Consider the following 26,343-nt stretch of genomic DNA (forward strand, 5'->3'; position numbering starts at 1 on the left):
GACCCATGGTCAAGCAATATGGCCTGGGTCGGCAGCGAGAGTTTTCATGACACGAAATGTACGTTTGGCGCTGGCGGCTGGCCTTGCGCTCGCGCTCGTTGCATCCTTCGTCACATCTGCCACGGCGCAGAGTCTCGCCGTGCAAAGCGCCAAGATCAACGAGCTCAGCCGCGCCGGCAGATATCCGGAAGCCTTGTCACTGGCGCAGGCCATGGTGGCGAGCCTCGAGAAGGGCAACAACAGCCGCGACCTCGCCGGCGCGCTGAACAATCTGGCGCAGGTCTACGCCGCGCAGGGCCATGACGACCAGGCCGAGCCGCTTTACAAGCGCGCGGTCGCTTTGCTGGAAAAATCCCTCGGCCTCGATACGCCGGAGATCGCGCCCGAGCTGAACAACCTGGCCGCGCTCTATCAACGTCAGCAACGCTTCGCTGAGGCCGAGCCGCTGTTCAAGCGCGCGCTCGCCATCCGCGAGAAAACGCTGTCGCGCCAGCATCCCGATGTCGGCCAGTCCCTCAACAATCTCGCCACGCTCTATGTAAAGCAGGAGCGCTATGCGGACGCCGAACCGTTGTTTCAGCGCGCGCTTGCCATCTACCAGAAAGCCGGGGGCCCCGAGCATCCCGCGGTGGCGACGCTCCTGAACAATCTCGGCCAGATCTATCGTGATCTCAACCGCGATGCGGATGCCGAAGCGCCGATCAAGCGCTCGCTCGCAATCCGCGAAAAGGTGCTGGGTGCCGATCATCCCGATGTTGCGCGTTCGCTGAACAATCTTGCCGGGCTCTATGAGCACGAGCAGCGCTATGCGGATGCCGAACCGCTTTATCGCCGCGGGCTGTCGATCCGCGAGCGTGCGCTCGGACCTGATCATCCCGATGTCGCGACCTCGACCGGCAATCTTGCCTATTTCCTCCAGGTCTCGGGACGCACGGCCGACGCGCTGCCGCTCGCGCAGAGGACGCTCGCCAACAATCGCGCGCAGCTCCGAATCGTGCTGCCGATCCTGTTCGCCGCCCGGCAGCAGCAATTGCTGACTGACGGCAAGGCGCTGGATGGAGCGCTTGGTGCCATCCAGCGCGGCACGCAATCCTCCGCTGCATCCGCCGTGAACAAACTCGCGGTGCGGCTCGCCGCCGGCAGCGACCGACTCGCCGAGCTCGTGCGGCGGGATCAGGATCTGGCGGCAGAGTCCGATACGCTCGACAAGGCGATGGTCGCTGCGGTGTCAAAGCAGTCCGCGCAGCGCGATGCGGCTGCCGAGCAGCGTGACCGCCAGCGCCTTGCGGCAATCGGCAGCGAGCGTTCCACCTTGCAGAAAACACTTGCTCTCGAATTCCCGGGTTATGCCTCGCTCTCCAACCCGCTGCCACTGGCGGCGAAGGAGGTCCAGGCCCTGCTGTCGGCCGATGAAGCGATGATAGTCTATGCTGTCGTCGACAAGGAGAGCTATGTCATTGCGATCACGCGCGAAGGCGTCGACTGGAAGCGGATTCCGCTCGGCAGTGACGCGCTTGCGCAAAAGGTCTCGGCGTTTCGCAAGGGGCTCGATGTCGGCAAGGCCCGCGATTCCTCCGGCAAGTCAGGGCTGTTCGATCTCGCACTCGCCAACGAGCTCTATGTCACGTTGCTCGGGCCTGTCGAAGACTTGACCCGGGACAAGCGTAGCCTGCTCGTGGTTCCATCCGGCGCGCTGACGGCCTTGCCGTTTCATCTGCTCGTCACCGAGAAGCCGCAAGCTGCGATACCGGACGCGCTCGAAGGCTATCGCAGCGCTGCCTGGTTGTTGCGGCGCCAGGCGGTCTCGGTGTTGCCCTCGGTGGTCAGCCTGAAATCGCTGCGCGCCTCTGCGCGCAGGGATCAGAACGTCAAGCCGATGACGGGCTTTGGCGATCCCCTGTTCAATCCGGCGCAGGAGGCGCCAGCAGACCGGCGCGCGACGAAGGCTGCAGCGCGCAGCATTGCAACGCTCGCCTATACCGATTTCTGGCGCGGTGCCGGCGTCGATCGTGCGCGGCTCGCACAGGCGCTGCCGCAACTGCCCGACACGGCGGACGAGATCAGCGCCGTGGCGAAGGACGTCGGTGCTGCCGACGCCGATCTCCATCTCGGCCGAGACGCCAGCGAGACGACGCTGAAGCGGGCAGTGCTTGCCCAATACAGCATCATTTACTTCGCCACCCACGGTCTCGTCGCCGGCGACGTCAAGGGATTGGGCGAGCCTTCGCTCGCGCTTTCGATGCCGGATCAGCCGACCGACTTCGACGACGGCCTGCTCACCGCAAGCGAAGTAGCTTCGCTCAAGCTCAATGCGGACTGGGTCGTGCTGTCGGCGTGCAACACCATCGCCGGCGACAAGCCGGGCGCGGACGCATTGTCGGGACTGGCGCGCGCGTTCTTCTATGCCGGTGCGCGTGCACTTCTGGTCTCGCATTGGGCGGTCGATTCCGAAGCTGCCACCCGGCTGACCACATCGACTTTCGATTTTCTCAAAAACGAACCAGGTCTCGGCCGAGCTGAAGCATTGCGGCGCGCAATGTTGACCTATCTCGATGACGCCTCGTCACCGCGCAATGCCTATCCTGCGATCTGGGCACCCTTCGCGCTGATCGGAGAAGGTGCGGTACGATAGAGCGGTACGATAGAACAGCACTGGAAAAACAGTTGACGGATTGTGCGTTGCAAAATCTCAGACAACGCTGATTTGCCCATTTGGTTGCGCGATCATCGATCGTTTTTGACGCGCGCGCTTCAGACCAGGCATGCGCGACCTTTGGCCCGGCCCTTGAATAAACCAAAACCTACGGGATCAGCTTGGCAACGCCAGCGTTCATCAGTATTACGTCGTCCAGCCGAGGCCGGACGGCCTATTATTCACGGTGTCCGCGATGGATGGCGCTCAAAGATGATCGCGCCGGAAATGCGGGTTCTAGGAGGATTTTTCGTGCAAGAGACGGGCGTGCGCAACGGTGCCTTCGGCGCCGACAAATTCGGCTTAAGGAATCTCAAGCGGGTTCATTGGAATCTCGGCGCGCCACAACTTTATCAGTACTCGCTCTCCGCCGGAGAAGCGGTGCTCTCCGCTGATGGCGCGCTGTGCGCTGATACCGGTGAGTTCACCGGCCGCAGCCCGAAGGACAAGTTCACGGTTCGTGACGCGACCACCGACAAGAAGATGTGGTGGGCCGGCAATCAGTCGATTACCTCGGAGCAGTTCGAGGCGCTCTATCAGGATTTCCTCAAGCACGCCGAAGGCAAGGCGCTGTTCGCGCAGGACCTCTATGGCGGCGCCGATCCGGCCTACCGGATCAAGACGCGCGTGTTCACCGAGCTCGCCTGGCACTCGCTGTTCATCCGCACGCTGCTGATCCGCCCCGAGGCGATCGAGCTGTCGACCTTCGTGCCGGAGCTCACCATCGTCGACATGCCGAGCTTCCGCGCCGATCCGAAACGTCACGGCTGCAAGTCGGAGAACGTCGTCGCGATCGACTTCGCCCGCAAGATCGTGCTGATCGGCGGCTCCTACTATGCCGGCGAGATGAAGAAGTCGGTCTTTACCACGCTGAACTATTACCTGCCCGAGCGCGGTGTGATGCCGATGCACTGCTCGGCCAACGTCGGCACCAAGGATGACACCGCAATCTTCTTCGGCCTGTCCGGCACCGGCAAGACCACGCTGTCGGCCGATCCGAACCGCACGCTGATCGGCGACGACGAGCACGGCTGGGGTCCGAACGGCGTGTTCAATTTCGAAGGCGGCTGCTATGCCAAGTGCATCAAGCTGTCGAAGGAAGCCGAGCCCGAGATCTATGCCGCGTCGACGCGTTTTGGCGCGGTGCTGGAGAACTGCGTGCTCGACGACGACACCCGCGTGGTCGACTTCGACGATGGTTCCAAGACCGAGAACACGCGTTCGGCCTATCCGCTCGATTTCATCCCCAACGCTTCGCGCACCGGCCGCGCGCCGCAGCCGAAGAACGTGGTGATGCTCGCCGCCGACGCCTTCGGCGTGCTGCCGCCGATCGCAAAGCTCTCGCCGGCGCAGGCGATGTATCACTTCCTGTCCGGCTACACCGCGAAGGTTGCGGGCACCGAGCGCGGCCTCGGCAATGAGCCGCAGCCGGAATTCTCGACCTGCTTCGGCTCGCCCTTCCTGCCGCTCGATCCATCCGTCTACGGCAACATGCTGCGCGACCTGATCGCACAGCACAATGTCGATTGCTGGCTGGTCAACACGGGGTGGACCGGCGGCAAGTACGGCGTCGGCTCGCGGATGCCGATCAAGGTGACACGCGCGCTGCTCACCGCCGCGCTCGACGGAAGCTTGCGGAACGTCGAATTCCGCACCGACAAATATTTCGGCTTCGCGGTCCCGACCGCGCTGCCGGGCGTGCCGAGCGAGATCCTCAATCCGGTCAACACCTGGAAGGACAAGGACGAGTTCGACAAGACCGCCCGCGCGCTGGTCGGCATGTTCCAGAAGAACTTTGCCAAGTTCGAAGCCCAGGTCGATGCCGAGGTGCGCGCGGCCGCGCCGGATGTGAAGCTCGCGGCGGAGTAACTTCGTTCTGTTGAGAACAAAAAGGGCGGCCGAGAGGCCGCCCTTTTTGTTTGAGTACGCCAGCTAGCTAGACCTTCACTGCGCTTCCATCCCAAAGACGGAACTCAATCGTCTCGTCCTCGGGGCCATATCGTCGAGAATTCGAGACATCCTCCGCTGGATCATCCGTAACCCATACATCGACCGCGGTGCCTTTTATGTGCCTGATCGCGATCACGCTCTTGCCGCTGGTCAAATCAGCGACAAAGCTATTGATCGCGGTCGCCTCGTCCTTCCCAGAGAGACTGGCGCGGATGCTGCCGTGCGTGTGCCAAGGAAATCCGTTGAAGCCCAGTGTCCAGTCGCCGTCGGGACAAATGACGAGCAGCCGAAGCTGCCCATCAGGGCTGACATACTCGCCAACAGACATGGTCGACTCCGGGCAGAAGAGCTCAGTATGATGGCTATCCTGCCAAATCAATGACCTCCGGAGTAATCGATTTCACGCGGCGGAAAAATCAGCCCGTCGCGCCGCGCTGATCCTCCGCCTCCTGGAAAGCGGGCGTCGTCGGGTGCACCGGCACGTTCCAGATCTCCTCGGCATATTCGCGGATGGTGCGGTCGGAGGAGAACCAGGCCATGCGTGCGACGTTGAGGATAGAGGCCCGCGTCCAGGCCGGCAGCACCTGCCAGCGCGCGTCGATGCTGCGCTGCGCTTCGTAGTAGGAATCGAAGTCGGCGCTGACCATGTAATGGTCGAGATAGCGCAGTGCATGCGCGATGGATTCGAAGCGGCCGGGATCGCCGGGCGAGAACTCGCCGACGCCGATCGAATTGATGGCGCGCGAAAGCTGCGGAGATCCGCGGATCACGTCGGCGGCATCCAGGCCCTGCTTGCGCCGGATCATCACGTCGCCGGCCTCCATGCCGAAGATCGCGATGTTCTCCGCGCCGACATGGTCGCGGATCTCGATATTGGCGCCGTCGAGCGTGCCGATGGTGATGGCGCCGTTCAGCGCCAGCTTCATGTTGCCGGTGCCGGAGGCTTCCATGCCGGCGGTCGAGATCTGCTCGGAGAGATCGGCCGCGGGAATGATCACCTCGGCGAGGCTGACATTGTAGTCGGGCAGGAAGGCAACCTTGAGCTTGCCACCGATCGCGGGATCGTTGTTGACGACCTCGGCGACGTCGTTGATCAGCTTGATGATCAGCTTTGCGTAGCGGTAGCTCGCCGCCGCCTTGCCGGCAAAAATCTTCACCCGCGGCACCCAGTTGCCGTTGGGGTTGTCCTTGATCGCCTGGTACAGCGCGACCGTTTCGATGATGTTGAGGAGTTGGCGCTTGTATTCGTGGATGCGCTTGATCTGCACGTCGAACAGCGCGTTTGGGTCGACCTTGATGCCGAGTCGCTCGCCGATCACGCGCGCGAGCGCCGTCTTGTTGTGATGCTTGACGCTGCGGAATTTTTGCTGGAAGGCGACGTCGCTGGCGCGCGCTTCCAGAAGCGAGAGCTGCGTGGGATCGTCGAGCACGGCCTCGCCGCAAGCCTCGCGCAGGAGCTCGGTGAGCTTCGGGTTCGCCAGCATTAGCCAGCGGCGGAAGGTGATGCCGTTGGTCTTGTTGGTGATGCGGCCGGGATAGAGATGGTTGAGATCGTGGAATACTGTCTCGCGCATCAGGTCGGAATGCATCGCCGAGACGCCGTTGATGCGGTGCGAGCCGACGAAGGCGAGCTGGCCCATGCGCACGCGGCGACCGCTCTTCTCGTCGATCAACGAAACCGACGCGCGGAAGTCGATGTCGCCCGGGCAGCGCGCTTCGGCGAGCGCGAGGTGTTGCACGTTGATGCGGTAGATGATCTCGAGATGCCGCGGCAACAGCCGCTCGAACAGCTCGACCGGCCAGGTTTCCAGCGCTTCCGGCAGCAGCGTGTGGTTGGTGTAGGACAGCGTGGCGACCGTGATCTTCCACGCCTCGTCCCAGCGGAAATTGTGGAGATCGACGAGGATCCGCATCAGCTCGGTGACGGCAAGCGAGGGATGCGTGTCGTTGAGCTGCACTGCGACCTTCATGGCCAGGCTGCGCAGCTGGCCGTCCGAGGTGAGGTGGCGCTTGACGAGATCCTGGAGCGAGGCCGAGACGAAGAAATATTCCTGCCGCAGGCGCAGCTCGCGGCCCGCCGGGCTCTCGTCATTCGGATAGAGGAATTTGCAGATCGCTTCTGCGCGTGCCTGCTCGGCACTGGCGCTGACATAGTCACCGGTGTTGAAGGCGTCCAGCTTCAAGGGGTCGGGCGAACGCGCCGACCACAGTCGCAGCGCATTGACGTGCTGGCCGCGCCAGCCGACGATCGGCGTGTCATAGGCGATCGCCTGGACGGTTTCGGCCGGATGCCAGATTGCCCGGTCACGGCCCTTGTCGTCGACATGCTCGACGCCGCCGCCGAAATGGACGTGATAGACGACTTCCGGCCGCTGCAATTCCCAGGGGTTGCCGAAGCCCAGCCATTCGTCCGGATATTCCTGCTGCCAGCCCTGGTTGATGATCTGGCGGAATAGACCGTAATCGTAGCGGATGCCGTAGCCGATCGCGGGGATCGACAGCGTCGCCATGCTCTCCATGAAGCAGGCCGCGAGCCGTCCCAAGCCGCCATTGCCGAGCGCGGCATCCGGCTCGCACTTGCGCAGGTCTGGAAGCGAGACGCCGAGATCGCCGAGTGCGACCTCGAAGATATTGAGCAGTCCCATGTTGTTCAGCGCGTCGGTGAAGAGACGGCCGATCAGGAATTCGAGCGAGAGATAGTAGACGCGCTTGCGCCCGGCGTCGTAGCTGCGCTTCTCCGCGCTGAGCCAGCGATGCACGATGCGGTCGCGCAGCGCGAGAGCTGCGGCCTGATACCAGTCGTGCCGGGTCGCCATGCCCGCGTCCTTGCCGATGGCAAGGCGCAGCTTTGCCAGGATCGCCCCCTTGATCTCAGACAGCGCCAATTCATCGATGGGCTGACCGGGTGCGGAAAAATTCGGCTGGAACGATTGCTCTTGCAAAACAGTCACTTCCTGGTCTCGGGACACTGAACAAACCTTACGCGCCAGACCTTACGCGGCCTGCCGCGGAAGCGGAACCATTGCGGCGCGACGATACACTGCGCTGGCGTTCATTTATGCAAGGAATGGGCCGCCTTGGGAACCCGGTCGCGCACGGAGAGACGCGGATTTCGTGCTAGAATGCCGACAGATTCAGACCTTGGTTGGAGAAAAAGATCCAGGGAGACGACGATGAGACTGCTGATCGAAATTGCCACGGCCACCCTGCTCGTCATCTGCATCACCGCTTCCAGCGCCGCCTTCGCCGCCGACAAGGTTGGCCGCAGCCCCGATGGCCTGAGCTGTGCGTTCTCCTTAGCCCAAAACGCCACACCCGCCGCGCGCTGCGCCGCCATCAAGCGCCAATGCGGCGGCAAGTTCTACGCGAACTATTGCGGCGACAGGATGCTGTCGGCGGCAAATTGAAGGGAACGCCCTCGCCCTCCGGTATCGTCCTGGCGCAGAACGACGTTTTTCAACTGCTCGCACGTCCATCAGAACGAATTAAGAACATTTTAGCAAGCCTTTGATATATCATTGTGATTCGGCGTGTCGCCGACACAATATCTAGCGTCTGCCCGATTTTGCGAGGACTACATGTCCACCATTGCCTCTGATCAATTCGCCCTCACCCGAATTGGCGACTTCGCGCGTTCGCTGTCGCGGCTGCATCAGACGGCGCGGCGCTACGCGGTCGATGACGATCAGATCGACCGCGAGTTCAACGCGGTGTGCCTGTCGATCTGGGGCTACACCATCGACGATATCAGCGATGATTTGTTCTCGGCTGGGGACCACCTGTTCCTCGACACGCTCGACGAGGCGCACGCGCGCATCTTCGCGGCCGAGCAGGGTTATGACCTCATCGACGATGCGGGCATGCTGACGGACTGGTGGGGCTTTTGCTGGATGATCCTGGCCGAGAAGCGCGGATTGCTCACGCCGGAGAACCGCGCCGCGGCGCGCGCGGCGATCGAGGAGAAGTATCTGGCAGCGCCGAACGTGATCGGCGTGATCATCGGACGGTAGTCTCCTGCCCGGGACAAGGCGTAGCGCGCAAGCGACGCGCCGCGTCCGGGACACGAGAGTTGGTGACGACTAATCCAACCCCGCGCGCTTGGCCGGTTTTTGCGAAGACGTCTTCGGCACCGTCGCATCCGGCTGCGTTTCGCGCACGATCTCCGGAGGAGGTGCGTCCGCCGCCTCCGTCTCGGCGCGCACCGGCGCGACCTTCATCTCGCCTAGCCGCGCGCGGACCTGTGCGGTGAGACCTGGATAGGATGCGACCGGCGTGAACTCGGCGGTCTGCTCGTTGCCGAGGCGGACCCCGGTATAGGCGACGAGTCCGTCACTCGTCGCGATCACGTCGCCGGCCTTCAGCGAATTATCGAGTGCCAGGTCTACCGGCGCAAGTCCGGCCGGCTCGCGGCCGTTGCAGGTGCAGTCCGCGCGCAGCGCCTTGCGGAACGCGAAGGCGTTCTCGCTGTCGGCATAGCGCTCGCCGGTCTGCGAAGTGGCACCGTCGATGCTGGAGCCGAAATAGATTTTCGTCGCCGAGGCGGGACAGAAGGCCTGACACATTTGGGCGGGCGAAACGGCACCGCGCATCAGCGGAAAATATTTCCCATCGCAGCTGCGCACGCAGAAGGCCGGGCCGGAACCGCCGGCGGAGCGTGTCGGCGGCACATTGCCCGGCGCGGGGCCGTTCTGCAGTGCCGAGAACGGATCGATAGGGGAATTCGCCTGCGGCACCTCGCGCTGTGGCCGCTGCTGCATTCCGCCGAAAAGGAAGTCGAAGAAGCCCTCGGCCCAAACCGGCGCCGGTGCCGCCAGGAGAGGCAGCGCAAGGAGGGTGCCCAAAAACATCGCGCGGCGCCGCCGGCGCGCAAGCACAAACTGTGTACGCAAAGCTTACTCCACCCGACGCAACGCACCCAGCCGAGGCCAATATGTCTCAGCTTCAAGGTCACAATAAGACGGGGATGGTAAATGAGCGGTGACCAAAGAGACTTTTGCCCCGCCCCGCTTGCGAGGAGGAGAGGAGTCTCTACCCCTTCAAAAATTCCGACGCCTTGTAGAGCGAGCGGAACGGCAGGCCGGCCTGGCCGAAGGTGTCGTTGGCGCCTTCCTCGCGGTCGACCATGGTCAGCACCAGCACCACATTGGCGCCGGCCTCGCGCACGGATTCCACCGCCTTCATCGCCGAGCCGCCGGTGGTGGTGACGTCCTCGACGATCACGACGCGCTTGCCCTCCAGCGTCTCGCCCTTGGCGAGGCCCTCGACAGCAAGCTTGGCGCCGTGCTCCTTCGGCTTCTTGCGCACGAAGAAGGCCGCGATCGGATGGCCCTTGATCCAGGAGATCTGCGCCAGCGCACCGGCCAGCGGCACCGCGCCCATCTCCAGCCCACCGATGAAATCGAGCTCGTCGTCCTTCAGCGCCTCATAGGTGAGCTCGGCGAGCAGGGTCGCCCCTTCGGGGTCGAGCATGGTCGGCTTGAGGTTGAAATAGAAATCGCTCTTGCGGCCCGACGCGAGCGTCACCTCGCCGCGGCCGAAGGAGCGCCGGCGGATGATTTCGAACAAGCGGGCGCGGGAGGCTGATTTCGACACGACAGTCCCTCTAGAGCTCTTTTGGAGGAGGCGGAATCTATCCGCCACAGCGCCGACATGCCAGAGGGTGGTGGGCCCGCAAAACCACCGTCAACAGGGCATCGTCCGCGCCGACGCGCTGGCACCATGCCGGACCGCCGGTTGTAAGGCCGCGATGTCCTGGAGTAGTGGGATGCCAGACAAGACGGGAAGGAAACCGGCCAATGACCATCGAGCTCCACACCTGGAATACGCCGAACGGCCGAAAAATCTCGGTCGCTCTGGAGGAAATGGGGCTCCCTTACAAGGTCTTTCCGGTGAATATCACCAAGGGCGAACAGATGGCGCCCGAGTTCCTCAAGCTCAGCCCGAACAACAAGATTCCCGCGATCGTCGACCCCGAGGGGCCGGACGGCAAGCCCGTCAGCATCTTCGAATCCGGCGCGATCCTGCTCTATCTCGGCGAGAAGACCGGCAAGTTCCTGCCGAAGTCGCTGGCGGGCCGCATCCCCGTCTACGAATGGCTGATGTGGCAGATGGGCGGCTTCGGGCCGATGCCCGGCCAGGTGCATCATTTCATTGCGCTGGAGAATGAGCAGGACCGCGCCTACGGGTTGAAGCGCTTCATGGCCGAGACCCGCCGTCTCTACGGCGTGCTGGATCGTCGGCTCGAGGGCCGCAACTTCGTCGCGGGCGATCTCTCGGTCGCCGATTTCGCCATCCTGGGCTGGGCCTGGCGCCACCCACGCCACAAGGTGGAGCTCGCGGACTTTCCGAATGTGAAGCGCTGGTACGAGGCTTTGATGGCGCGCCCCGCGGTAAAGCGGGGAATGGAGGCGAAGTTGGATTAGCGACCTGATCTCGTGTCCCGGACGCAGCGCAGCGCGTCCGGGACACGAGCGAGTATTTTTGGCTTCCGCTACACCCGCTTCGCTTCCACCGCCATCCGCACGGCAAGCCCGGCGAGCACCGTGCCCATCAACCAGCGCTGCACCAGCATCCAGTTCGGCCGTGTCGCCAGGAACAGCGCGATCGAGCCGGCGGCGAGAGCGATCAAGGCATTGACGCTGACGCTGATCGCGATCTGGATCGCACCCAGCACCAGCGACTGGGCCAGCACGCTGCCCGCCGCGGGGTCGATGAACTGGGGCAGCAGCGCCAGATAGAGCATCGCGATCTTCGGATTGAGCAGGTTGGTCACGAAGCCCATCGCTAACAGCTTGCGCGGGCCGTCGACGGCGAGCGTCTTCACCTGGAACGGCGAGCGGCCGCCGGGCTTCACCGCCTGCCAGGCGAGCCAGAAGAGATAGCCGGCGCCGGCGAGGCGCAGCGCGTCATAGGCGAAGGGAATCGCGAGCAGCAGCGCGGTGATGCCGAACGCCGCGCACAGCATGTAGAACACGAAGCCCAGCGCCACGCCGCCGAGCGAGACGATGCCGGCCGCCGGCCCCTGCGTGATCGAGCGCGAGATCAGATAGATCATGTTCGGCCCCGGCGTCAGCACGAGGCCGAGGCAGACGAGGGCAAAGCCGAGCAGGGCAGATGTTTGGGGCATGGGTGGACCGCTGCGAGGGATCGCACGGTTCTAATATGCGCGGTGCTGTGGTGCCATCGTGCAATTGCACGGAGGACAATTGACTAAAGCATGATCCGGAAAAGTGTGAAGCGGTTTTCCCTCGCGACAAACGCGCGTTTGCGCGGAGATCGTGCGCAAACAACAACCTAAAGCGCGATAATGATGCATCCTAATCTCATCGCGCTTTAGCCTTACTGCGTCATAAACGCTCTAACTCCTCATCCTGAGGAGCTTGCGAAGCAAGCGTCTCGAAGGATGTGGGCCACGGGCGGGGCCTCATGGTTCGAGACGCGCTTCGCGCTCCTCACCATGGGGGTTAGTGACACAGTAAGGTTAGGATGCGTCGGCCTGCACGCCCCTGACGAACGCTGCAAAACGTTCCATCGCCGAACGCAGCGGCTCCGCGACCGTAGGATCTGCGACGATGCCGTGCTCGTCCCAGGCGCCGCCGAGCAGGGGCAGCGTCACGCAAGCGTCCCGTGCGATCCGGGTCGACATCGTCTCCAGGGTAAGAGTGAGGGCGGCCAGCGCGTGCGTGGCGCGAGGTGACGTACTGATCGATGCGACCGGCTTGCCCGGAAATTCATGGCTTCCGACCAGCCAGTCGAGCGCATTCTTCAGACGCCGGCGACACCGCGGGCATATTCAGGACTGGAAATCAGAACGCCATCCACGCTTCCGATGAGGCTCCGCATCGCCCCGACGGGGGCGGGTACATCATCGCCATCGAGGTCCGGATTGAAGAAGGGCAGGCCTGCAATTCCTTCGAAGGGTATCATTTCGACGCCAACAGGTACGAGCAGAGCCGCTGCACGCAATGCAGCGCTATTGCTCGAACCGGCGCGCAAGCTGCCGGAGATCGTTGCGATCTTCATCTGGATGTTCCGGCTGTCAGTGCGCCTCGTCCCAGTTGTTCGCCGCGCGGGCATCGACGTGCAGCGGCACCGAGAGCAGCACGGCCGGGAACGGCGCGTCCTGCATCACGTGCTGCACGACCGGCAACGTCGCCTCGACCTCCGCATCCGGCACCTCGAAGATCAATTCGTCGTGCACCTGGAGCAGCATCTGCGCCGAGAGCTTCTTTGCCGCCAGCGCGTCCTCTACCCGCGTCATGGCGCGACGGATGATGTCGGCGGCCGTACCCTGGAGCCGCGCGTTGATCGCGGCCCGTTCGTTGAAGGCGCGCACCGAGGCGTTGGACGCCTTGATGTCGGGATAGTGACACTTGCGGCCGAACAGCGTGGTGACATAGCCGTGGCTGCGGCAGAAGTCGCGCGTCTCGTCCATATAGGCGCGGATGCCGGGGAAGCGCTCGAAATACTTCTTGATGTAGGCGGAAGCTTCCTCGCGCGCGATGCCGAGCTGGTTGGCAAGGCCGAACGCCGAGATGCCGTAGATGATGCCGAAATTGATCGCCTTGGCCCGGCGCCGGATCTCGCTCGGCATGCCCTTGATCGGCACGCCGAACATTTCCGACGCGGTCATCGCGTGAATGTCGAGCCCGTCCTTGAACGCCTGCTTCAGCACGGGAATGTCGGCGATCTCGGCGAGCAGCCTCAGCTCGATCTGCGAGTAGTCGGCCGAGACCAGCTTGTGGCCCGGCGTCGCGATGAAGGCGCGGCGGATCTTTCGCCCGTCCTCGGTGCGCACCGGAATGTTCTGCAGGTTCGGCTCGTTCGACGACAGCCGGCCCGTGGTGGTCGCGGCCAGCGCGTAGGTCGTGTGCACGCGATGGGTCTGCGGATTGACGTAAGTCGGCAGCGCGTCGGTGTAGGTCGATTTCAGCTTGGAGACCTGGCGCCACTCCAGGATCTTCTTCGGGAAGTCGTGGCCCTGCTCGGCGAGATCATCCAGCACCTGCGCCGTCGTCGACCACGCGCCGGTCTTGGTCTTGGTGCCGCCCGGAACACCCATCTTGCCGAACAGGATGTCGCCGATCTGCTTCGGGCTGCCGACATTGACGGGCTCGCCGGCGATCTCCTGGATCTCGGCCTCGACCCGCGCCGCGGTCTGGGCGAAGTCGCCCGACAGCCGCGACAGCACCTGGCGGTCGATCGAGATGCCGCGCCGTTCCATGCGCGCGAGCACGCTGGTGAGCGGACGCTCGAGCGTCTCGTAGACGGCGGTCATGTGCTCTGCGACGAGGCGCGGCTTCAGCACGCGCCACAAACGTAAGGTCACGTCGGCGCGCTCGGCGGAATGCTCGGTCGCCTTGTCGATCGCGACCTGGTCGAAGGTGAGCCTGTTCTTGCCGCTGCCGACGAGCTCGCTTTCGGCCAGTACCGCGTGCCCGAGCCAGCGCTCGGCGAGCGATTCCAGCGCGTGCGAGCCGCGGCCGGCGTCGAGCACATAGGAGATCAATTCCGCGTCGTCATGGCTGTGCAGCGTGATGCCGACCTGCGCCAGCAGCACCGCGATGAACTTGGCGTTGTATCCGATCTTCAATATGCCCTTCGACTCGAGCACGGGCTTCAGCGCTGCGACGGCCGCTTCGAATTTCACCTGGTCGGGCGCGAGCCCGGCGTCGAACAGCCCGGCGCCGCCGCCCGGCTGCTTGTGGGCCAGCGGCACATAGGCGGCGTCGTCCGCTCCAAGCGCCAGCGCGATGCCGCAGATGTCGGCCTGCATCGGGTCTGCCGAGTTCGCCTTCACCTCGAGTGCGACATGACCGGTATCGTGGATTCGCGCGACCAGCGCCTTGAGCTCGTCGAGCGTCTTGATGGTCCGATATTTGGCGCGGTCGATCCTGGTCTTGCGCGCGGCTTCCGCGCGAGCCTCGGCGAGCGAGATCGGCGTGCCCTTGGGGCTTGCGCCCTTGTCCTCCTTCCCGGCGGCCTTATTGCGCTCTTTGGGTGCAGCTTGCGCCGATGCGCCAGGCCCCGGAGCGGGTCCCGGTGCCGGCACGACGTCAGAGGCCGGCAGCGGCGAGAACACGCTGGCGCCGGTCTTGTAGCCGGGATCCGCCTCGACATCGGCGGGATCGATCTGGGAGTACTCGGCGACGCGGCGCGTCAGCGTCGTGAACTCCATCGCCTTCAGGAAGGCGATCAGCTTGCGCGCGTCGGGCTCGTGGACGGCGAGTTCGTCGAGCGGCACCTCGAGATCGACCTTGTCGTCGAGCAGCACGAGCTGGCGCGAGATGCGCGCCTTCTCGGCATTCTCGATCAGCGCCTCGCGCCGCTTCGGCTGCTTGATCTCGCCGGCGCGGAACAGAAGCTGCTCCAGGTCGCCATATTCGACGATCAGTTGTGCCGCGGTCTTGATGCCGATGCCGGGCACGCCGGGGACATTGTCGGTGGAGTCGCCTGCCAGCGCCTGCACCTCGACCACCTTCTCAGGCGGCACGCCGAATTTCTCGATCACCTCCGGTATGCCGATGCGGCGATCCTTCATGGTGTCGTACATGGTGACGCAATCGGTCACGAGCTGCATCAGATCCTTGTCGGAGGAAACGATGGTCGCGCTCGCGCCGCGCTCGCAGGCCTGCCGCACATAGGTCGCGATCAGATCGTCGGCCTCGAAGCCCACCTGTTCCAGGCAAGGCAGGTCGAAGGCGCGCACGGCCTCGCGGATCAGCGCGAATTGCGGAATGAGGTCGTCCGGCGCCGGTGGTCGGTGCGCCTTGTAGTCGGGATAGATCTTGTTGCGGAAGGTGACTTCCGACTTATCGAACACGATCGCCAGATGCGTCGGCCGGTTGTCCGCGGGCATGTCGCGGAGCAGTTTCCACAGCATATTGCAGAAGCCGAGCACGGCGTTGACCTGCAAACCGTCGGATTTGCGGTTAAGCGGCGGCAGCGCGTGATAGGCGCGGAAAATGTAGGAGGAACCGTCGACCAGGAAGACGTGGTCGCCCTTGCCGGCCGCCTTCGCCGCCACGGGTCTGGCAGCAGGCTTGGCAGCAGTGGATTTGGTTTCAGCCTTGGTCTCGGACTTGGTTGTCTCAGACTTGGCAGCGGTTTTCGGGGAGGTTTTCGGCATGGCCGCAATGTATGAATTTTTGCGGCGTTTGACAGCCTTGGAAGGGCGATTTTTGGCCTGCAGGCGCCCCTATCCCCACTGTCATCCCCCGCGAATGCCGGGAAATCCAATACGCCGCGGCCTCTCGGTAGATAACCGCCGTCTCTGGAATACTGGGTCCCGGGTCAAGCCGGGCGACGACAGGGGAGTGTCATTCGGCGGCCTGCAACGCCGCCCCCGCCCTCTTCGGCGCGATCCAGAAGGTGTCCGGCCGCTCGAACAGGAAGTGGGCGTGCAGGCGCAGCGCGGCCTGCCAGATCAAGAGCGCACCGATGATGCCCACGACGGTGACGATCAGCGACATCATGCCGATGTTGGGAACAACGCCGGTGCGCAGCAGCAGCGTCCGCGTCGTGGCCATCGGCAGGAAAAAGGCGAGATAGATCACGATCGAATGTTGGCCGCAGAACCGAAGAAAGTTCAACCGGCGCACATGCGCGAGCAGCGTGCCCATCGTCGCGATGGCGCAGGCGCCGGAAAGGCCGAGCAGAAGCGAGACCATCGGCCATTCGCTTGCGCCGTGTGCAACGAGACCCGCATCGACGAGCGCCCACGCGCCAAGCGTGGCGAGGGCAGCGGCGGGGTGCCTGCGCGCGCGATCCGACAAGGCGAACACGTAATCGGCAAACAGATAACCGGAATAGAAATAGACGAAGCGTGCGCAGAACTCGTCGATGGCGGTCCATCCGGTAGCGATCCGCGCCGTCTCCAGCAGCGCCGCGGCGAGCCAGATCGCGAGCGGCGGGATTCGCCGTGTCAGTTTTGTGACAACGAAGAAGATCGGCAGCAGGTAGATAAACCAGAGCGTGCCGAATGGCTCGATCAATGATTCGAGATACAGAAGGCCCGCATCGCGCCAGCTCGTCTCGGCTGCGAAAGCCGGCGCCTTGAAGCCGAACTGGATTGTCACCCAGAGGACGTAAAAATAGGCAAAATGCACGACCTTGCGGTCGAGATAGGTTCGCCAGTCGCGGTCGATCACGAGCGGCAGAAATAGTCCCGAAATCAGGAAGAAATCCGGCATCCGGAACGGCTTTGCGAAGGCGACCAGACCATGCATGAACCCGGGTTCGCCGGCGGCGAGTTCGACCCCGAGCACCGAATGCATCATCACGACCATGACGATGCAGATGCCCTTGGCATAATCGACCCAATCGACGCGTTCGGGTCGAAAGGCCTGGGAGCTCCCGCCCGCGACTGTGCCGATTGATGTCATGGTGTCCCTTTTCGAGGCGCTGGCCGGCCGAGAGTGAGGCAGTATGGCGGCGGCAGGTTGCGGTCCCCTTTACTCTACAAATCACATGCCGGTTCTCTTGCCGGTTTTCTTGCTGTTTTTCTTCGGGCCAGCCTCTCCCCGCGGCCATGAAAATGCTCTAAGACCACCGCAAGGCATCATCATGCGTTAACCAAGACAGGGCAGGTTTTTCATGCGAATTGCCATGATCGGCACGGGCTATGTGGGGCTGGTTTCCGGTGCCTGCTTTGCGGATTTCGGCCACGATGTCACCTGCGTCGACAAGGACGAGCGCAAGATCGCAGCGCTCCACCGCGGTGAGATCCCGATCTACGAGCCGGGGCTGGACACGCTGGTCGAGACCAATGTGAAGGCCAAGCGTCTGAGCTTCACGACCGACCTTTCGGGGCCGGTGGCCGAAGCCGACGCCGTGTTCATCGCGGTCGGCACGCCGTCGCGGCGCGGCGATGGTCATGCTGACTTGTCTTACGTCTACGCTGCCGCGCGCGAGATCGCAGCTTCGCTCTCCGGCTTCACGGTCGTGGTCACCAAGTCGACCGTTCCGGTCGGCACCGGCGATGAGGTCGAACGCATCATCCGCGAGACCAATCCGAATGCCGATGTGGTGGTCGCGTCCAACCCTGAATTCCTGCGCGAGGGCGCGGCGATCCGCGATTTCAAATTCCCGGATCGCATCGTGGTCGGCACGAATGACGAGCGCGGCCGGAAGGTGATGGGCGACATCTACCGTCCACTGTCGCTGAACCAGGCGCCGTTGATGTTCACCGCGCGCCGCACCGCGGAGATGATCAAGTACGCCGCCAACGCGTTTCTGGCGACCAAGATCACCTTCATCAACGAGATCGCCGATTTGTCCGAGAAGGTCGGCGCCAACGTCCAGGAGGTCGCGCGCGGCATCGGTCTGGACAACCGCATCGGCACGAAATTCCTGCATGCGGGCCCGGGCTTCGGCGGCTCCTGCTTCCCGAAGGACACCAAGGCCCTGATCAAGATCGCGCAGGACTATGACGTGAGCCTGCGCATCGTCGAAGCGGTGCTCGCCGTCAACGAGAACCGCAAGCGCGCGATGGCGCGCAAGGTCAGCCACGCGCTTGGTGGCGCGCTGCGCGGCAAGACCATCGGCGTGCTCGGTCTGACCTTCAAGCCCGACACCGACGACATGCGCGATGCACCTTCAATCCCGCTGGTGACGGGTTTGCTCGATATGGGCGCAAAGGTGCGTGCCTATGACCCGGTCGGCATGGATCAGGCAAGGCAAGAATTGCCGGCCATCGAATATTGCGAGGATGCATATGCCTGCGCCAAGGGCGCGGACGCGCTGGTCATCGTCACCGAATGGGTGCAGTTCCGTGCGCTCGATCTGGACCGGCTGAAGGAGACCATGGTGCAGCCCATCGTGGTCGATTTGCGCAACATCTACCGTCCCGAAGACATGGAAGCCGCCGGCTTCGTCTACGAGAGCGTGGGACGACCTGCCGGGCAGGTCTGATCGGCGCATCTTGTTGTCATACCCCGCGAAGGCGGGGTATCCAGTGCGCCCGACCTTCATCGATGACGAGGGTCTGAATTTGCTGGATCACCCGTATGTGCGGGTGACGACGGATGCGAGATTTGCCGCGCAGCTTCGACACGCCCCTTCCGATCGATGCGGTGCTCGACGAATTGTCGGGCACGCTGGATAGGCAGAACGCTGCCGTGCTGGTGGCGCCGCCCGGTGCCGGCAAGACCACGCGCGTGCCGCTGGCGCTGCTGGATACGCCTTGGGCTGGCGGTAAGAAGATCATCGTGCTGGAGCCGCGGCGCATCGCGGCGCGCGCAAGCGCCGACCGCATGGCGAAGTCGCTCGGCGAGCGAACTGGGGAGACCGTCGGCTATCGCGTCCGCTTCGGCTCGAAAATCTCGCGCGCGACCCGTATCGAGGTGGTGACGGAAGGCATCTTCACTCGCCAGATCCTCGACGATCCCGAGCTGACGGGCGTCGCCGCCGTCCTGTTCGACGAATTCCACGAGCGCTCGCTCGATGCCGACCTCGGCCTCGCGTTGGCGCGCGACGCGCAACTGGGCCTGCGAGAGGATTTGCGCATCCTCGTGATGTCGGCGACGCTGGACGGCGCCCGGGTGGCGAAGCTCCTGGGGGAGGCGCCCGTGGTCGAGAGCGAGGGCCGCGCGTTTCCGGTCGAGACGCGCTATCTCGGTCGCAAGGCGGACGCGCCACTGGAGCGGCAGATGGCGGATGCGATTGCCTCCGCGCTGCGCGCCGATGCCGGGTCGGTGCTGGCGTTCCTGCCTGGCGCGGCCGAGATCCGGCGCACGCAGAACTTTCTCGCCGAGCGCGTCCATGACGCTGCGATCGAGATCGTGCCGTTGTTCGGCGCCTTGGATGCCGCCGTGCAGGACCGCGCCATCGCGCCGGCGCCCAGAGGCACGCGCAAGGTGGTGCTGGCGACCTCGATCGCGGAGACCTCGCTCACCATCGAGGGCGTGCGCGTTGTCGTGGATTGTGGCCTCGCCCGCGTGCCGCGCTATGAGCCTGATATCGCCTTGACGCGACTCGAGACCGTGCGTGCCTCGCGCGCCGCGGTCGATCAGCGCCGCGGCCGCGCCGGCCGCACCGAGCCCGGCGTGTGCTACCGGCTCTGGGACGAGCCGCAGACCGCCTCGCTTGCGCCCTACGCCCAGCCTGAAATTCTGAGCGCTGACCTGTCATCGCTCGTGCTCGATCTTGCGCAATGGGGCGTGAGCGATCCGGCCACGTTGTCGTTTCTCGATCCGCCGCCTCAGCCCGCGCTAAAGGAGGCAAAGAGCCTGCTTGGCGAGCTCAACGCGCTCGATGCCGATGGTCGCATCACGGCGGAAGGCAAGAGCCTGCGCGCGCTGGCGCTGCCGCCGCGGCTCGCGCGCATGATCGTGGATTCGCATCGCGCTGGCGGCGGTGAGGCCGCGGCCGAAATCGCCGCCATCCTCACCGAGCGCGGGCTCGGCGGCGACAGCGTCGATCTCGATCACCGTCTCGATCAATTCCGCCGCGACCGCTCACCCCGTGCCACCAGCGCGCGCGACCTCGCACGGCGCTGGGCCTCGCAAGTCGCGTCATTCGAGAAAGTGACGCCCGGGCAGGGCGACTTGCGAACGGGCATCATGCTCGCCTACGCCTTTCCCGACCGTGTTGCCCGCAATCGCGGCAACGGCAGCTTCGTGCTGGCCAACGGCCGCGGCGCTGCCGTCGAGCAGACGTCTTCGCTTGCGCGCGCGCCCTATATTGCGGTGGCCGAGATGACGGGCACGGCAGCGAGCGGGCGTATCCTGCTTGCCGCGCCGATCAGCGAGGGCGACATCGAAGGTCATTTCGCCGAGCACATCGAAACCTCGGACGAGGTTTCCTTTGATCGCGGCGCGATGGCGCTGCGTGCGCGCCGCAAACGTGCGCTGCACGCCATCACGTTATCTGAGGCGCCCCTCATGCTCACGCCGTCCGAGACGACGGCCCGCATCCTCGCCGACGGCCTGATCGCCGCCGGCCTCGACCGGCTGCCCTGGTCGAAAGCCGCCATCCAATGGCGCGACCGCGTGATGTTCCTGCGCAAGGCCGAAGGCGGGAGCTGGCCCGATCTGTCCGACGACGTTCTGATCGCGCGGCGCGACGACTGGCTGGTCCCTGCGCTCTATGACAAGACGGCGCTGAAGGACGTCTCCGCCGGCGACCTCTCCGAGGCACTGATGGCGCTGTTGCCCTGGGAGCTGCGCGCGCGGCTCGAACGCGAGGCGCCCACCCATTTCGAGGCGCCGACCGGGACGATGCTCGCGATCGACTATGAGGCCGAGCAGGGGCCGACCATCGCCGTGCGGCTCCAGGAACTGTTCGGCCTCAACACCCATCCATCGATCGCGGGCGGCAAGGTGCCGCTCGTTCTCGAGCTGCTGTCGCCGGCACAGCGCCCGGTACAGGTGACGCGCGATCTGCCCGGCTTCTGGCGCGGCAGCTACGCCGCCGTGCGCTCCGACCTGCGCGGGCGCTATCCGCGCCATCCCTGGCCGGACGATCCCGCGAACGCGCTGCCCACCCGGCGCGCCAAGCCGCGCGGGACGTAATTCCGTAAGCGCGCATTAACCCTTCCGTCACGCTTTTCGCCAAAATGGCAGCTTCCCGGCCGCGTCCTCGCTCGCGGCCGGGCGCGTAGCGTGGTGAGATCGCGTTTTCGGTTCCGAGTGGTGTCATGCGTAACATTATGATCTTCGCGGCCATCATGATTGGGCTGGGCACATTCATGGCGCAGATGGCCGACAAGATGAGTTCGGCCTCCGCCACGTCGGCCCCTCGCCAGATGGCCGCCGTGCAGGCCGCCGCCCCGCAAGCCGTCAATCGCAGCGTCAGCATCCCCCGCGACGGCCGCGGCCACTTTCAGACCGAGGGGCGGATCGACGGTCAGCGCATCGGCTTCATGATCGACACCGGCGCTTCCGTCGTGGCGCTGAACGAGACCTCGGCTGCTCGCTTCGGCCTGCGCCCGTCGCGCGGCGATTACAACGCGAACGTTACCACCGCCAACGGCACCATCAAGGCCGCGCGCATCCGCATCGCCATGCTCGACGTCGGCGGCCTCATCGTTCGCGACGTCGATGCCATGGTGCTGCCGGACGAGGCGCTGTCGGAGAATTTGCTCGGGCTCTCCTTCCTGTCCAAGCTGAGGCGCTTCGAATACGCCAACGGTCAGATGGTGCTGGAACAGTAGGCGAGCGCCTCGGTCCACCGGCCCGACGCGGAGCCCTACACGGTGCGCGGAGCGACGACGTTCCAATATCGCGGGTTGTTCGGCGATTGAATTCGAAACCACCGGTAGGGTGCACGCGTCCAAGGTCTGATCTGCGGACTCAAACTATCCAGCACCAGGTCTCCGCTCTGCGTGCGAACGACCAGGACCAGGTGATGCTTGCCTCGGACGGTCACGACCTCGCCGAGCAGAAGCGCCCGCTGGGGCCAGCCTCGGCTCAAAAGCCTGTGGCGCTTGCTGACGGCGTAGTCGTTGCAGTCGCCGCGCTTGGGATCAATGAGCCAGGCTTCCGCTGCCAGACCCAGCTCGTTCGGTTCCGGGATGATGGCGCTGTTCACGGTCTCGTTGACCTCATTCAGATCTTTCCATCGTGCCTCGGTCAAGTGAACCGGGCCGCCACGAAACAGCAGGCGGGGGCGGCATTCGTCCGGGTACCGCAGGCAGAAGATCGTATGTGTCATCGGCGGAAGCGTCGGATCGCCAAACCTGAGGTGCAGGGGCGTCGGCGCGGGACTGATCGGCAGGCCCGACAACCCCTCGTTTGCCGATTGAGCGGCCGTCATTTGGCAGATCGACGAGATCATGCCGGCCGCAATCGCAGCCAGGATCGACGCCGTGCGCATGCTTTGTCTCCTACGCGTCACGTCGTGGAGAGAGCTCGAGATAGGCTTTTAATGCTCCAATTTGATCAGGCAGGCCGCGTCCTGCGCCAGGGCGATTGTGGATTGTTCACCGGGCGAGACGGAGTAATCCTGAGTGATAAGCGCGGTGCGGCCGGTTGGTTACAAATGATATCGCGAGGTTGTGGGCATGAAGTGCGCATCCGCGATGGAGCGGGTCGATCGTGGCCGAGTACTTTGGCGAACCTTTTGCGCGCTCCGAGCCGCGCCGAGGTAGGGTTTCTCCGTTACCAAACCGCCGCAATTATCAGCCATAAGCTGCCAATCCCGCCTTCCGCTCGGCCTGCGCCTTCGCTATGCCTGCGGTATATTCCTCCCGCCTGTTAACGAGACTGTCTCGATGTTTCCCAAGCCGAAATCCGCGCTGCTGCCCAACACCTATGCCTTCGAATCCGAGCCGATGGTGAAGGCCACCGGCTTCCGCGAATACGACGCGCGCTGGCTGTTCAACAAGGAAATCAACCTGATGGGGGTGCAGGCGCTCGGCATGGGGCTGGGTGCGCTGATCGCCGAGCTCGGCGTCAACCAAGAGATCGTCACCGGCCACGATTTCCGCGGCTATTCAGCCTCGATCAAATACGCACTGATCTCCGGACTGATGGCGGCGGGTTGCAAGGTGCATGACATTGGCCTCGCCGTAACGCCGATGGCCTATTTTGCGCAGTTCGACTTAGACGTGCCCTGCGTCGCCATGGTCACGGCCTCGCACAACGACAATGGCTGGACCGGCGTGAAGATGGGCGCCAACCGCCCGCTGACCTTCGGCCCCGACGAGATGACGCGGCTGAAGGAGATCGTGCTCAACGCCGATTTCAAGAACAAGGCCGGCGGCTCCTACCAGTTCCACGAAAATTATCCGGCGCGCTACATCGCCGATCTCACCAGCCGTCCGAAGTTGAAGCGCAAGCTCAAGGTCGTTGCGGCCTGCGGCAACGGCACCGCCGGCGCATTCGCACCGCAGGTGCTGGAAGCGATCGGCTGCGAGGTGATCCCGCTCGACACCGAGCTCGACCACACCTTCCCGAAATACAATCCGAACCCCGAGGACATGGAGATGTTGCACGCGATCCGCGATGCCGTGCTGCATCACAAGGCCGACGTCGGCCTCGGCTTCGACGGTGACGGCGACCGCTGCGGCGTCGTCGACAACACGGGCGAGGAGATCTTTGCCGACAAGGTCGGCGTGATGCTGGCGCGCGACATGTCGGCGATCCACAAGGATGCGCAATTTGTCGTCGACGTGAAGTCGACCGGCCTGTTCATCACCGACCCCGTGCTCCGGAAGCAGGGTGCGAAAACTGCTTATTGGAAGACCGGCCATTCCTACATGAAGCGCCGCACCAACGAGATGGGCGCGCTTGCCGGCTTCGAGAAGTCGGGCCACTTCTTCTTCAACAAGCCGTTCGGGCGCGGCTATGACGATGGCCTCGTCTCCGCGATCGCGATCTGCGACATGCTCGACCGCGCGCCCGGCAAGTCGATGGCGGATCTTAAGAACGCGCTGCCAAAAACCTGGTCGTCGCCGACGATGTCACCGCATTGCGCCGACGAGGTCAAATACGGTGTCATCAACGCCGTCGTGAGGCACTTTGAAGGTCTTCAAAAGAGCGGTGCGCAGATCGGCGGCCAGGCAATCCGTGACCTCGTCACCGTCAACGGCGTGCGTGTCACGGTGGAGGATGGCAGCTGGGGGCTGGTGCGCGCGTCCTCCAACAAGCCCGAGCTCGTCGTCGTGGTCGAAAGTCCCGTCTCCGAGCAGCGCATGCGCGACATGTTCGAGATGGTGGATGGCGTGCTGCGCGCGCATCCCGAAGTGGGCGAGTACAATCAGAAGATTTGAACAGGAGCCGGCGAGCCTACGCGCGCCGTATTCACCGCTGTCATCACCCGCGAAAGCGGGTGATCCAGTACGCCGTGGCAGCAGTGATGAATCGAGCCGGCAGTGATTGCCGGATACTCCGCTTTCGCGGGGTAGACGGCTAGACGGGGCGCGACAATTCCGCCAAAAATCCCGCCAGATCATCCGTGACATGGTCGACATGGGCGGCATCGCGGCCTTCCAGTTCCCAATCCTCGCGGACCACTTCCTTGGTGCCGTCGGGCACCACCAGCACCGTGGTCATGCCGAGCTCGTGCGGAACGGCGAGGTTGCGGGCGAGATCCTCGAACATCACGGCCCGGGTCGGATCGACCGCGTGCTGGTCGAGGAATTTCTTGTAGGTCTGCCGCGCCGGCTTCGGCTCGAACTCGGCGGCGATAATGTCGAACACCGCATCGAAATGCGTGGTGAGGCCAAGCCGCGACAGCACCGCATCGACGTGATCGACCGAACCGTTGGTCAGGATCAGCTTGCGGCCCGGAAGTCTTGCGATGGCCTCGCCGAGCGCAGGATTCGGTTCCAGCGGCGAGTGGTCGATTTTGTGCACATAGGCAAGATAGTCGTCGGCGCGCACGCCGTGCAGGGTCATCATGCCGCGCATGGTCGTGCCGAAGCGGCGATAATAGTCCTTCTGGATATTCCGCGCGTCCTCCGGCGTCACGTTCAGCCAGCTGCAAACGAACTCTCCGATCCGCGCATCGACCTGCTGCCACAGGTTCACGTGATGTGGATAGAGCGTGTTGTCGAGGTCGAACACCCAGGTGTCGATATGGCTGAAGGGGCGGGGTGGGGTCATTTCAACGCTCTCGTCTCGTCGTCCCGGACAAGCGCGCGTTTCAACCGACCCCACGACATCGTCCAGGGCTTGCGCTTTGCGCGCCCCGGGACGACGGCGGAGGGTGTGGCCACGATCATCACGTTACGGCATCGCAAAGCGCAGCGTCTTGCCGCCGCTGCTCATGTCGACCGCGGCAAAGCCGGCCGCCGCAAATCCCCGCGCTCCGCAATCGGCCTGTTCGTTGGTCTCGAACTTGGTCTCGCGGGTGCAAAGCTGCTTGTCGCCGCCCCAGTTCAGCGGCTTGTCCTTGAGCTTGATGGTGCGGTTGTCGGCGTCGACCGCTTCCGCAAAGCTGAAAATCTGTTTCGGCTGGCCGGCCACGTCAGGGTGCAGGCACTTGCCGGGATCGATGCGGTACCAGCCGCGGCTCGTCACGGCCTTGCCGTCGTCGGTCGCGACCGCCGCCATCACCCTGTGCGGGGTGTCGTTGCACCAGGTCAGGCCGCTGGTCGACGGCGTCTGTACCGCCTCGACCATGGTCTTGAAGAAATTTGGCGACTGCACGGCGTCGGATGGCAGCCCCCGGCTCTTCAGGAAGGCGGCGAGCGCGGATTGCGTCTTCGGGCCATCGACGCCGTCGATCGGCGCTGCGTCATAGCCCGCGATCACGAGCAGCCGCTGGATACCGGCGAGTCGCGCCTGCTCGTCGTCATACTCGCTGTCCTCGGCGAGATAGGCGACGAGGTTGCCATCGTCGCCCTGCGTCGGCGTTACCTGGGTGAAGGGGGCTTGGGTCTGCCTGCTACGGCACTGGCGCGCGGCGGCGATGACGAAATTCTCCTGCGCGATGCACAGCATGTCGCTGCCGTTCTGCGGAATCGGCGAGGCGCCATAGACGCCGAGCGCACGCGCGTGGAGCAGGATGCGGTCGGCGGCCAGCGTGCCCTGCACCACCACGCGGCAGGTGGCGGGGTCGATCCGGAACCAGCCGCGCGTCGCGGTCGCCGCCTTGTCGTCGATGCCGATGGCGGCTTCCACGACATAGGACATGCGGTTGCAGATCTTGAGGTCGGCGAGAGCCGGGGCGGACGACGCGAAGAACGATACGACCGCCGCCGGCAACGTCATCAGGAAGCGGGCCAAGACGGAGCGGCGCCTTTGCCCGGCCATGAC

General features: G+C 64.2%; 20 protein-coding genes and 1 pseudogene. 9 read left to right on the forward strand and 12 right to left on the reverse strand.

Translation table 11 applies throughout. From position 1 onward, the window contains the following. Positions 1-46 precede the first annotated feature (46 nt). Positions 47-2,632 (forward strand): CHAT domain-containing protein, encoded by a 2,586-nt coding sequence (locus QA640_RS03585; protein ID WP_283039398.1) that lies wholly within the window; start codon positions 47-49, stop codon positions 2,630-2,632. A gap of 312 nt (positions 2,633-2,944) precedes the next feature. Beyond that, positions 2,945-4,561 (forward strand): phosphoenolpyruvate carboxykinase, encoded by a 1,617-nt coding sequence (locus QA640_RS03590; protein ID WP_283039399.1) that lies wholly within the window; start codon positions 2,945-2,947, stop codon positions 4,559-4,561. 67 nt (positions 4,562-4,628) lie between these two features. On the opposite strand, the gene QA640_RS03595 is transcribed toward QA640_RS03590, so the two are convergent. Both QA640_RS03595 and QA640_RS03600 read right to left on the reverse strand, forming a co-directional pair. Next, positions 4,629-4,970 (reverse strand): hypothetical protein, encoded by a 342-nt coding sequence (locus QA640_RS03595; RefSeq protein ID WP_283039400.1) that lies wholly within the window; start codon positions 4,968-4,970, stop codon positions 4,629-4,631. 88 nt (positions 4,971-5,058) lie between these two features. Continuing rightward, positions 5,059-7,584, reverse strand: a complete 2,526-nt coding sequence (locus tag QA640_RS03600; RefSeq protein WP_283043109.1) for a glycogen/starch/alpha-glucan phosphorylase — start codon at positions 7,582-7,584, stop codon at positions 5,059-5,061. 231 nt (positions 7,585-7,815) lie between these two features. Here QA640_RS03600 and QA640_RS03605 point away from each other — a divergent pair, with 231 nt between their 5' ends. Further along, positions 7,816-8,049, forward strand: a complete 234-nt coding sequence (locus QA640_RS03605) for a hypothetical protein (RefSeq protein WP_283039401.1) — start codon at positions 7,816-7,818, stop codon at positions 8,047-8,049. A 171-nt stretch (positions 8,050-8,220) separates the two neighbouring features. Beyond that, entirely contained in the window at positions 8,221-8,652 is a 432-nt protein-coding gene (locus QA640_RS03610) for a hypothetical protein (protein WP_283039402.1), read from the forward strand. A gap of 69 nt (positions 8,653-8,721) precedes the next feature. Here the strand turns inward: QA640_RS03610 and QA640_RS03615 are convergent, their stop codons facing one another. Next, positions 8,722-9,489 (reverse strand): DUF2865 domain-containing protein, encoded by a 768-nt coding sequence (locus tag QA640_RS03615; protein ID WP_283043110.1) that lies wholly within the window; start codon positions 9,487-9,489, stop codon positions 8,722-8,724. Between the two features lie 181 nt (positions 9,490-9,670). Further along, on the reverse strand, positions 9,671-10,234 hold the full coding sequence (gene pyrE / locus QA640_RS03620; RefSeq protein ID WP_283039403.1) for an orotate phosphoribosyltransferase: 564 nt from the start codon (positions 10,232-10,234) through the stop codon (positions 9,671-9,673). Positions 10,235-10,437: 203 nt separating this feature from the next. On the opposite strand from pyrE, the gene QA640_RS03625 reads away from it, so the two are divergent. Beyond that, complete coding sequence (locus QA640_RS03625) at positions 10,438-11,064, forward strand: glutathione S-transferase family protein (RefSeq protein ID WP_283039404.1); 627 nt, start codon at positions 10,438-10,440, stop codon at positions 11,062-11,064. Between the two features lie 68 nt (positions 11,065-11,132). Here the strand turns inward: QA640_RS03625 and QA640_RS03630 are convergent, their stop codons facing one another. The 5 genes and pseudogenes from QA640_RS03630 to QA640_RS03650 all read right to left on the reverse strand — a co-directional run bounded on the left by QA640_RS03630 (position 11,133) and on the right by QA640_RS03650 (position 17,025). Beyond that, complete coding sequence (locus QA640_RS03630) at positions 11,133-11,768, reverse strand: LysE family translocator (protein ID WP_283039405.1); 636 nt, start codon at positions 11,766-11,768, stop codon at positions 11,133-11,135. Positions 11,769-12,122: 354 nt separating this feature from the next. Beyond that, on the reverse strand, positions 12,123-12,287 hold the full coding sequence (locus QA640_RS03635) for a hypothetical protein (RefSeq protein WP_283039406.1): 165 nt from the start codon (positions 12,285-12,287) through the stop codon (positions 12,123-12,125). Next, positions 12,254-12,718 (reverse strand): annotated as a pseudogene (locus tag QA640_RS48240) (NADPH-dependent FMN reductase). The gene QA640_RS03635 and the pseudogene QA640_RS48240 overlap by 34 nt, the downstream one beginning before the upstream one ends. Beyond that, the gene (gene polA, locus QA640_RS03645; protein ID WP_283039408.1) at positions 12,681-15,770 is read right to left on the reverse strand and encodes a DNA polymerase I; all 3,090 of its coding nucleotides are present in this window, start codon (positions 15,768-15,770) and stop codon (positions 12,681-12,683) included. Before polA ends, QA640_RS48240 begins: the two are co-directional and overlap by 38 nt. A 190-nt stretch (positions 15,771-15,960) precedes the next feature. Beyond that, positions 15,961-17,025, reverse strand: coding sequence for an acyltransferase family protein (locus tag QA640_RS03650; protein ID WP_283039409.1), 1,065 nt, complete (start codon positions 17,023-17,025; stop codon positions 15,961-15,963). Positions 17,026-17,236: 211 nt separating this feature from the next. On the opposite strand from QA640_RS03650, the gene QA640_RS03655 reads away from it, so the two are divergent. From QA640_RS03655 to QA640_RS03665, 3 genes are all read left to right on the forward strand, one after another. Continuing rightward, the gene (locus QA640_RS03655) at positions 17,237-18,553 is read left to right on the forward strand and encodes a UDP-glucose/GDP-mannose dehydrogenase family protein (RefSeq protein ID WP_283039410.1); all 1,317 of its coding nucleotides are present in this window, start codon (positions 17,237-17,239) and stop codon (positions 18,551-18,553) included. Between the two features lie 122 nt (positions 18,554-18,675). Continuing rightward, positions 18,676-21,153 (forward strand): ATP-dependent helicase HrpB, encoded by a 2,478-nt coding sequence (gene hrpB / locus QA640_RS03660; protein ID WP_283043111.1) that lies wholly within the window; start codon positions 18,676-18,678, stop codon positions 21,151-21,153. A 125-nt stretch (positions 21,154-21,278) separates the two neighbouring features. Continuing rightward, positions 21,279-21,794, forward strand: a complete 516-nt coding sequence (locus QA640_RS03665; RefSeq protein ID WP_283039411.1) for a TIGR02281 family clan AA aspartic protease — start codon at positions 21,279-21,281, stop codon at positions 21,792-21,794. Between the two features lie 35 nt (positions 21,795-21,829). Here the strand turns inward: QA640_RS03665 and QA640_RS03670 are convergent, their stop codons facing one another. Next, the gene (locus QA640_RS03670) at positions 21,830-22,456 is read right to left on the reverse strand and encodes a transglutaminase-like cysteine peptidase (protein ID WP_283039412.1); all 627 of its coding nucleotides are present in this window, start codon (positions 22,454-22,456) and stop codon (positions 21,830-21,832) included. A 397-nt stretch (positions 22,457-22,853) separates the two neighbouring features. Between QA640_RS03670 and QA640_RS03675 the strand changes: the two genes are divergently transcribed. Further along, positions 22,854-24,353 carry a phosphomannomutase/phosphoglucomutase gene (locus tag QA640_RS03675; protein WP_283039413.1) on the forward strand — a complete coding sequence of 500 codons (1,500 nt, stop codon included), beginning with the start codon at positions 22,854-22,856 and terminating at the stop codon, positions 24,351-24,353. A 139-nt stretch (positions 24,354-24,492) separates the two neighbouring features. Here QA640_RS03675 and QA640_RS03680 read toward each other — a convergent pair whose 3' ends face one another. Continuing rightward, entirely contained in the window at positions 24,493-25,188 is a 696-nt protein-coding gene (locus tag QA640_RS03680) for a pyrimidine 5'-nucleotidase (RefSeq protein ID WP_283039414.1), read from the reverse strand. 123 nt (positions 25,189-25,311) lie between these two features. Then, positions 25,312-26,298, reverse strand: coding sequence for a DUF1036 domain-containing protein (locus QA640_RS03685; protein ID WP_349253767.1), 987 nt, complete (start codon positions 26,296-26,298; stop codon positions 25,312-25,314). Between the last annotated feature and the right edge of the window lie 45 nt (positions 26,299-26,343).

The sequence above is a fragment of the Bradyrhizobium sp. CB82 genome, assembly GCF_029714405.1.
GTDB lineage: Bacteria > Pseudomonadota > Alphaproteobacteria > Rhizobiales > Xanthobacteraceae > Bradyrhizobium.

Excerpts from the sequence above, each read along its gene's own strand:
- QA640_RS03585 (WP_283039398.1), top strand. The coding sequence starts at position 47 with ATGACACGAAATGTACGTTTGGCGCTGGCGGCTGGCCTTGCGCTCGCG.
- QA640_RS03595 (WP_283039400.1), bottom strand. The coding sequence starts at position 4,970 with ATGTCTGTTGGCGAGTATGTCAGCCCTGATGGGCAGCTTCGGCTGCTC.
- QA640_RS03605 (WP_283039401.1), top strand. The coding sequence starts at position 7,816 with ATGAGACTGCTGATCGAAATTGCCACGGCCACCCTGCTCGTCATCTGC.
- QA640_RS03610 (WP_283039402.1), top strand. The coding sequence starts at position 8,221 with ATGTCCACCATTGCCTCTGATCAATTCGCCCTCACCCGAATTGGCGAC.
- QA640_RS03615 (WP_283043110.1), bottom strand. The coding sequence starts at position 9,489 with ATGTTTTTGGGCACCCTCCTTGCGCTGCCTCTCCTGGCGGCACCGGCG.
- QA640_RS03625 (WP_283039404.1), top strand. The coding sequence starts at position 10,438 with ATGACCATCGAGCTCCACACCTGGAATACGCCGAACGGCCGAAAAATC.
- QA640_RS03630 (WP_283039405.1), bottom strand. The coding sequence starts at position 11,768 with ATGCCCCAAACATCTGCCCTGCTCGGCTTTGCCCTCGTCTGCCTCGGC.
- QA640_RS03635 (WP_283039406.1), bottom strand. The coding sequence starts at position 12,287 with ATGTCGACCCGGATCGCACGGGACGCTTGCGTGACGCTGCCCCTGCTC.
- polA (WP_283039408.1), bottom strand. The coding sequence starts at position 15,770 with ATGCCGAAAACCTCCCCGAAAACCGCTGCCAAGTCTGAGACAACCAAG.
- QA640_RS03650 (WP_283039409.1), bottom strand. The coding sequence starts at position 17,025 with ATGACATCAATCGGCACAGTCGCGGGCGGGAGCTCCCAGGCCTTTCGA.
- QA640_RS03655 (WP_283039410.1), top strand. The coding sequence starts at position 17,237 with ATGCGAATTGCCATGATCGGCACGGGCTATGTGGGGCTGGTTTCCGGT.
- QA640_RS03665 (WP_283039411.1), top strand. The coding sequence starts at position 21,279 with ATGCGTAACATTATGATCTTCGCGGCCATCATGATTGGGCTGGGCACA.
- QA640_RS03670 (WP_283039412.1), bottom strand. The coding sequence starts at position 22,456 with ATGCGCACGGCGTCGATCCTGGCTGCGATTGCGGCCGGCATGATCTCG.
- QA640_RS03675 (WP_283039413.1), top strand. The coding sequence starts at position 22,854 with ATGTTTCCCAAGCCGAAATCCGCGCTGCTGCCCAACACCTATGCCTTC.
- QA640_RS03680 (WP_283039414.1), bottom strand. The coding sequence starts at position 25,188 with ATGACCCCACCCCGCCCCTTCAGCCATATCGACACCTGGGTGTTCGAC.
- QA640_RS03685 (WP_349253767.1), bottom strand. The coding sequence starts at position 26,298 with ATGACGTTGCCGGCGGCGGTCGTATCGTTCTTCGCGTCGTCCGCCCCG.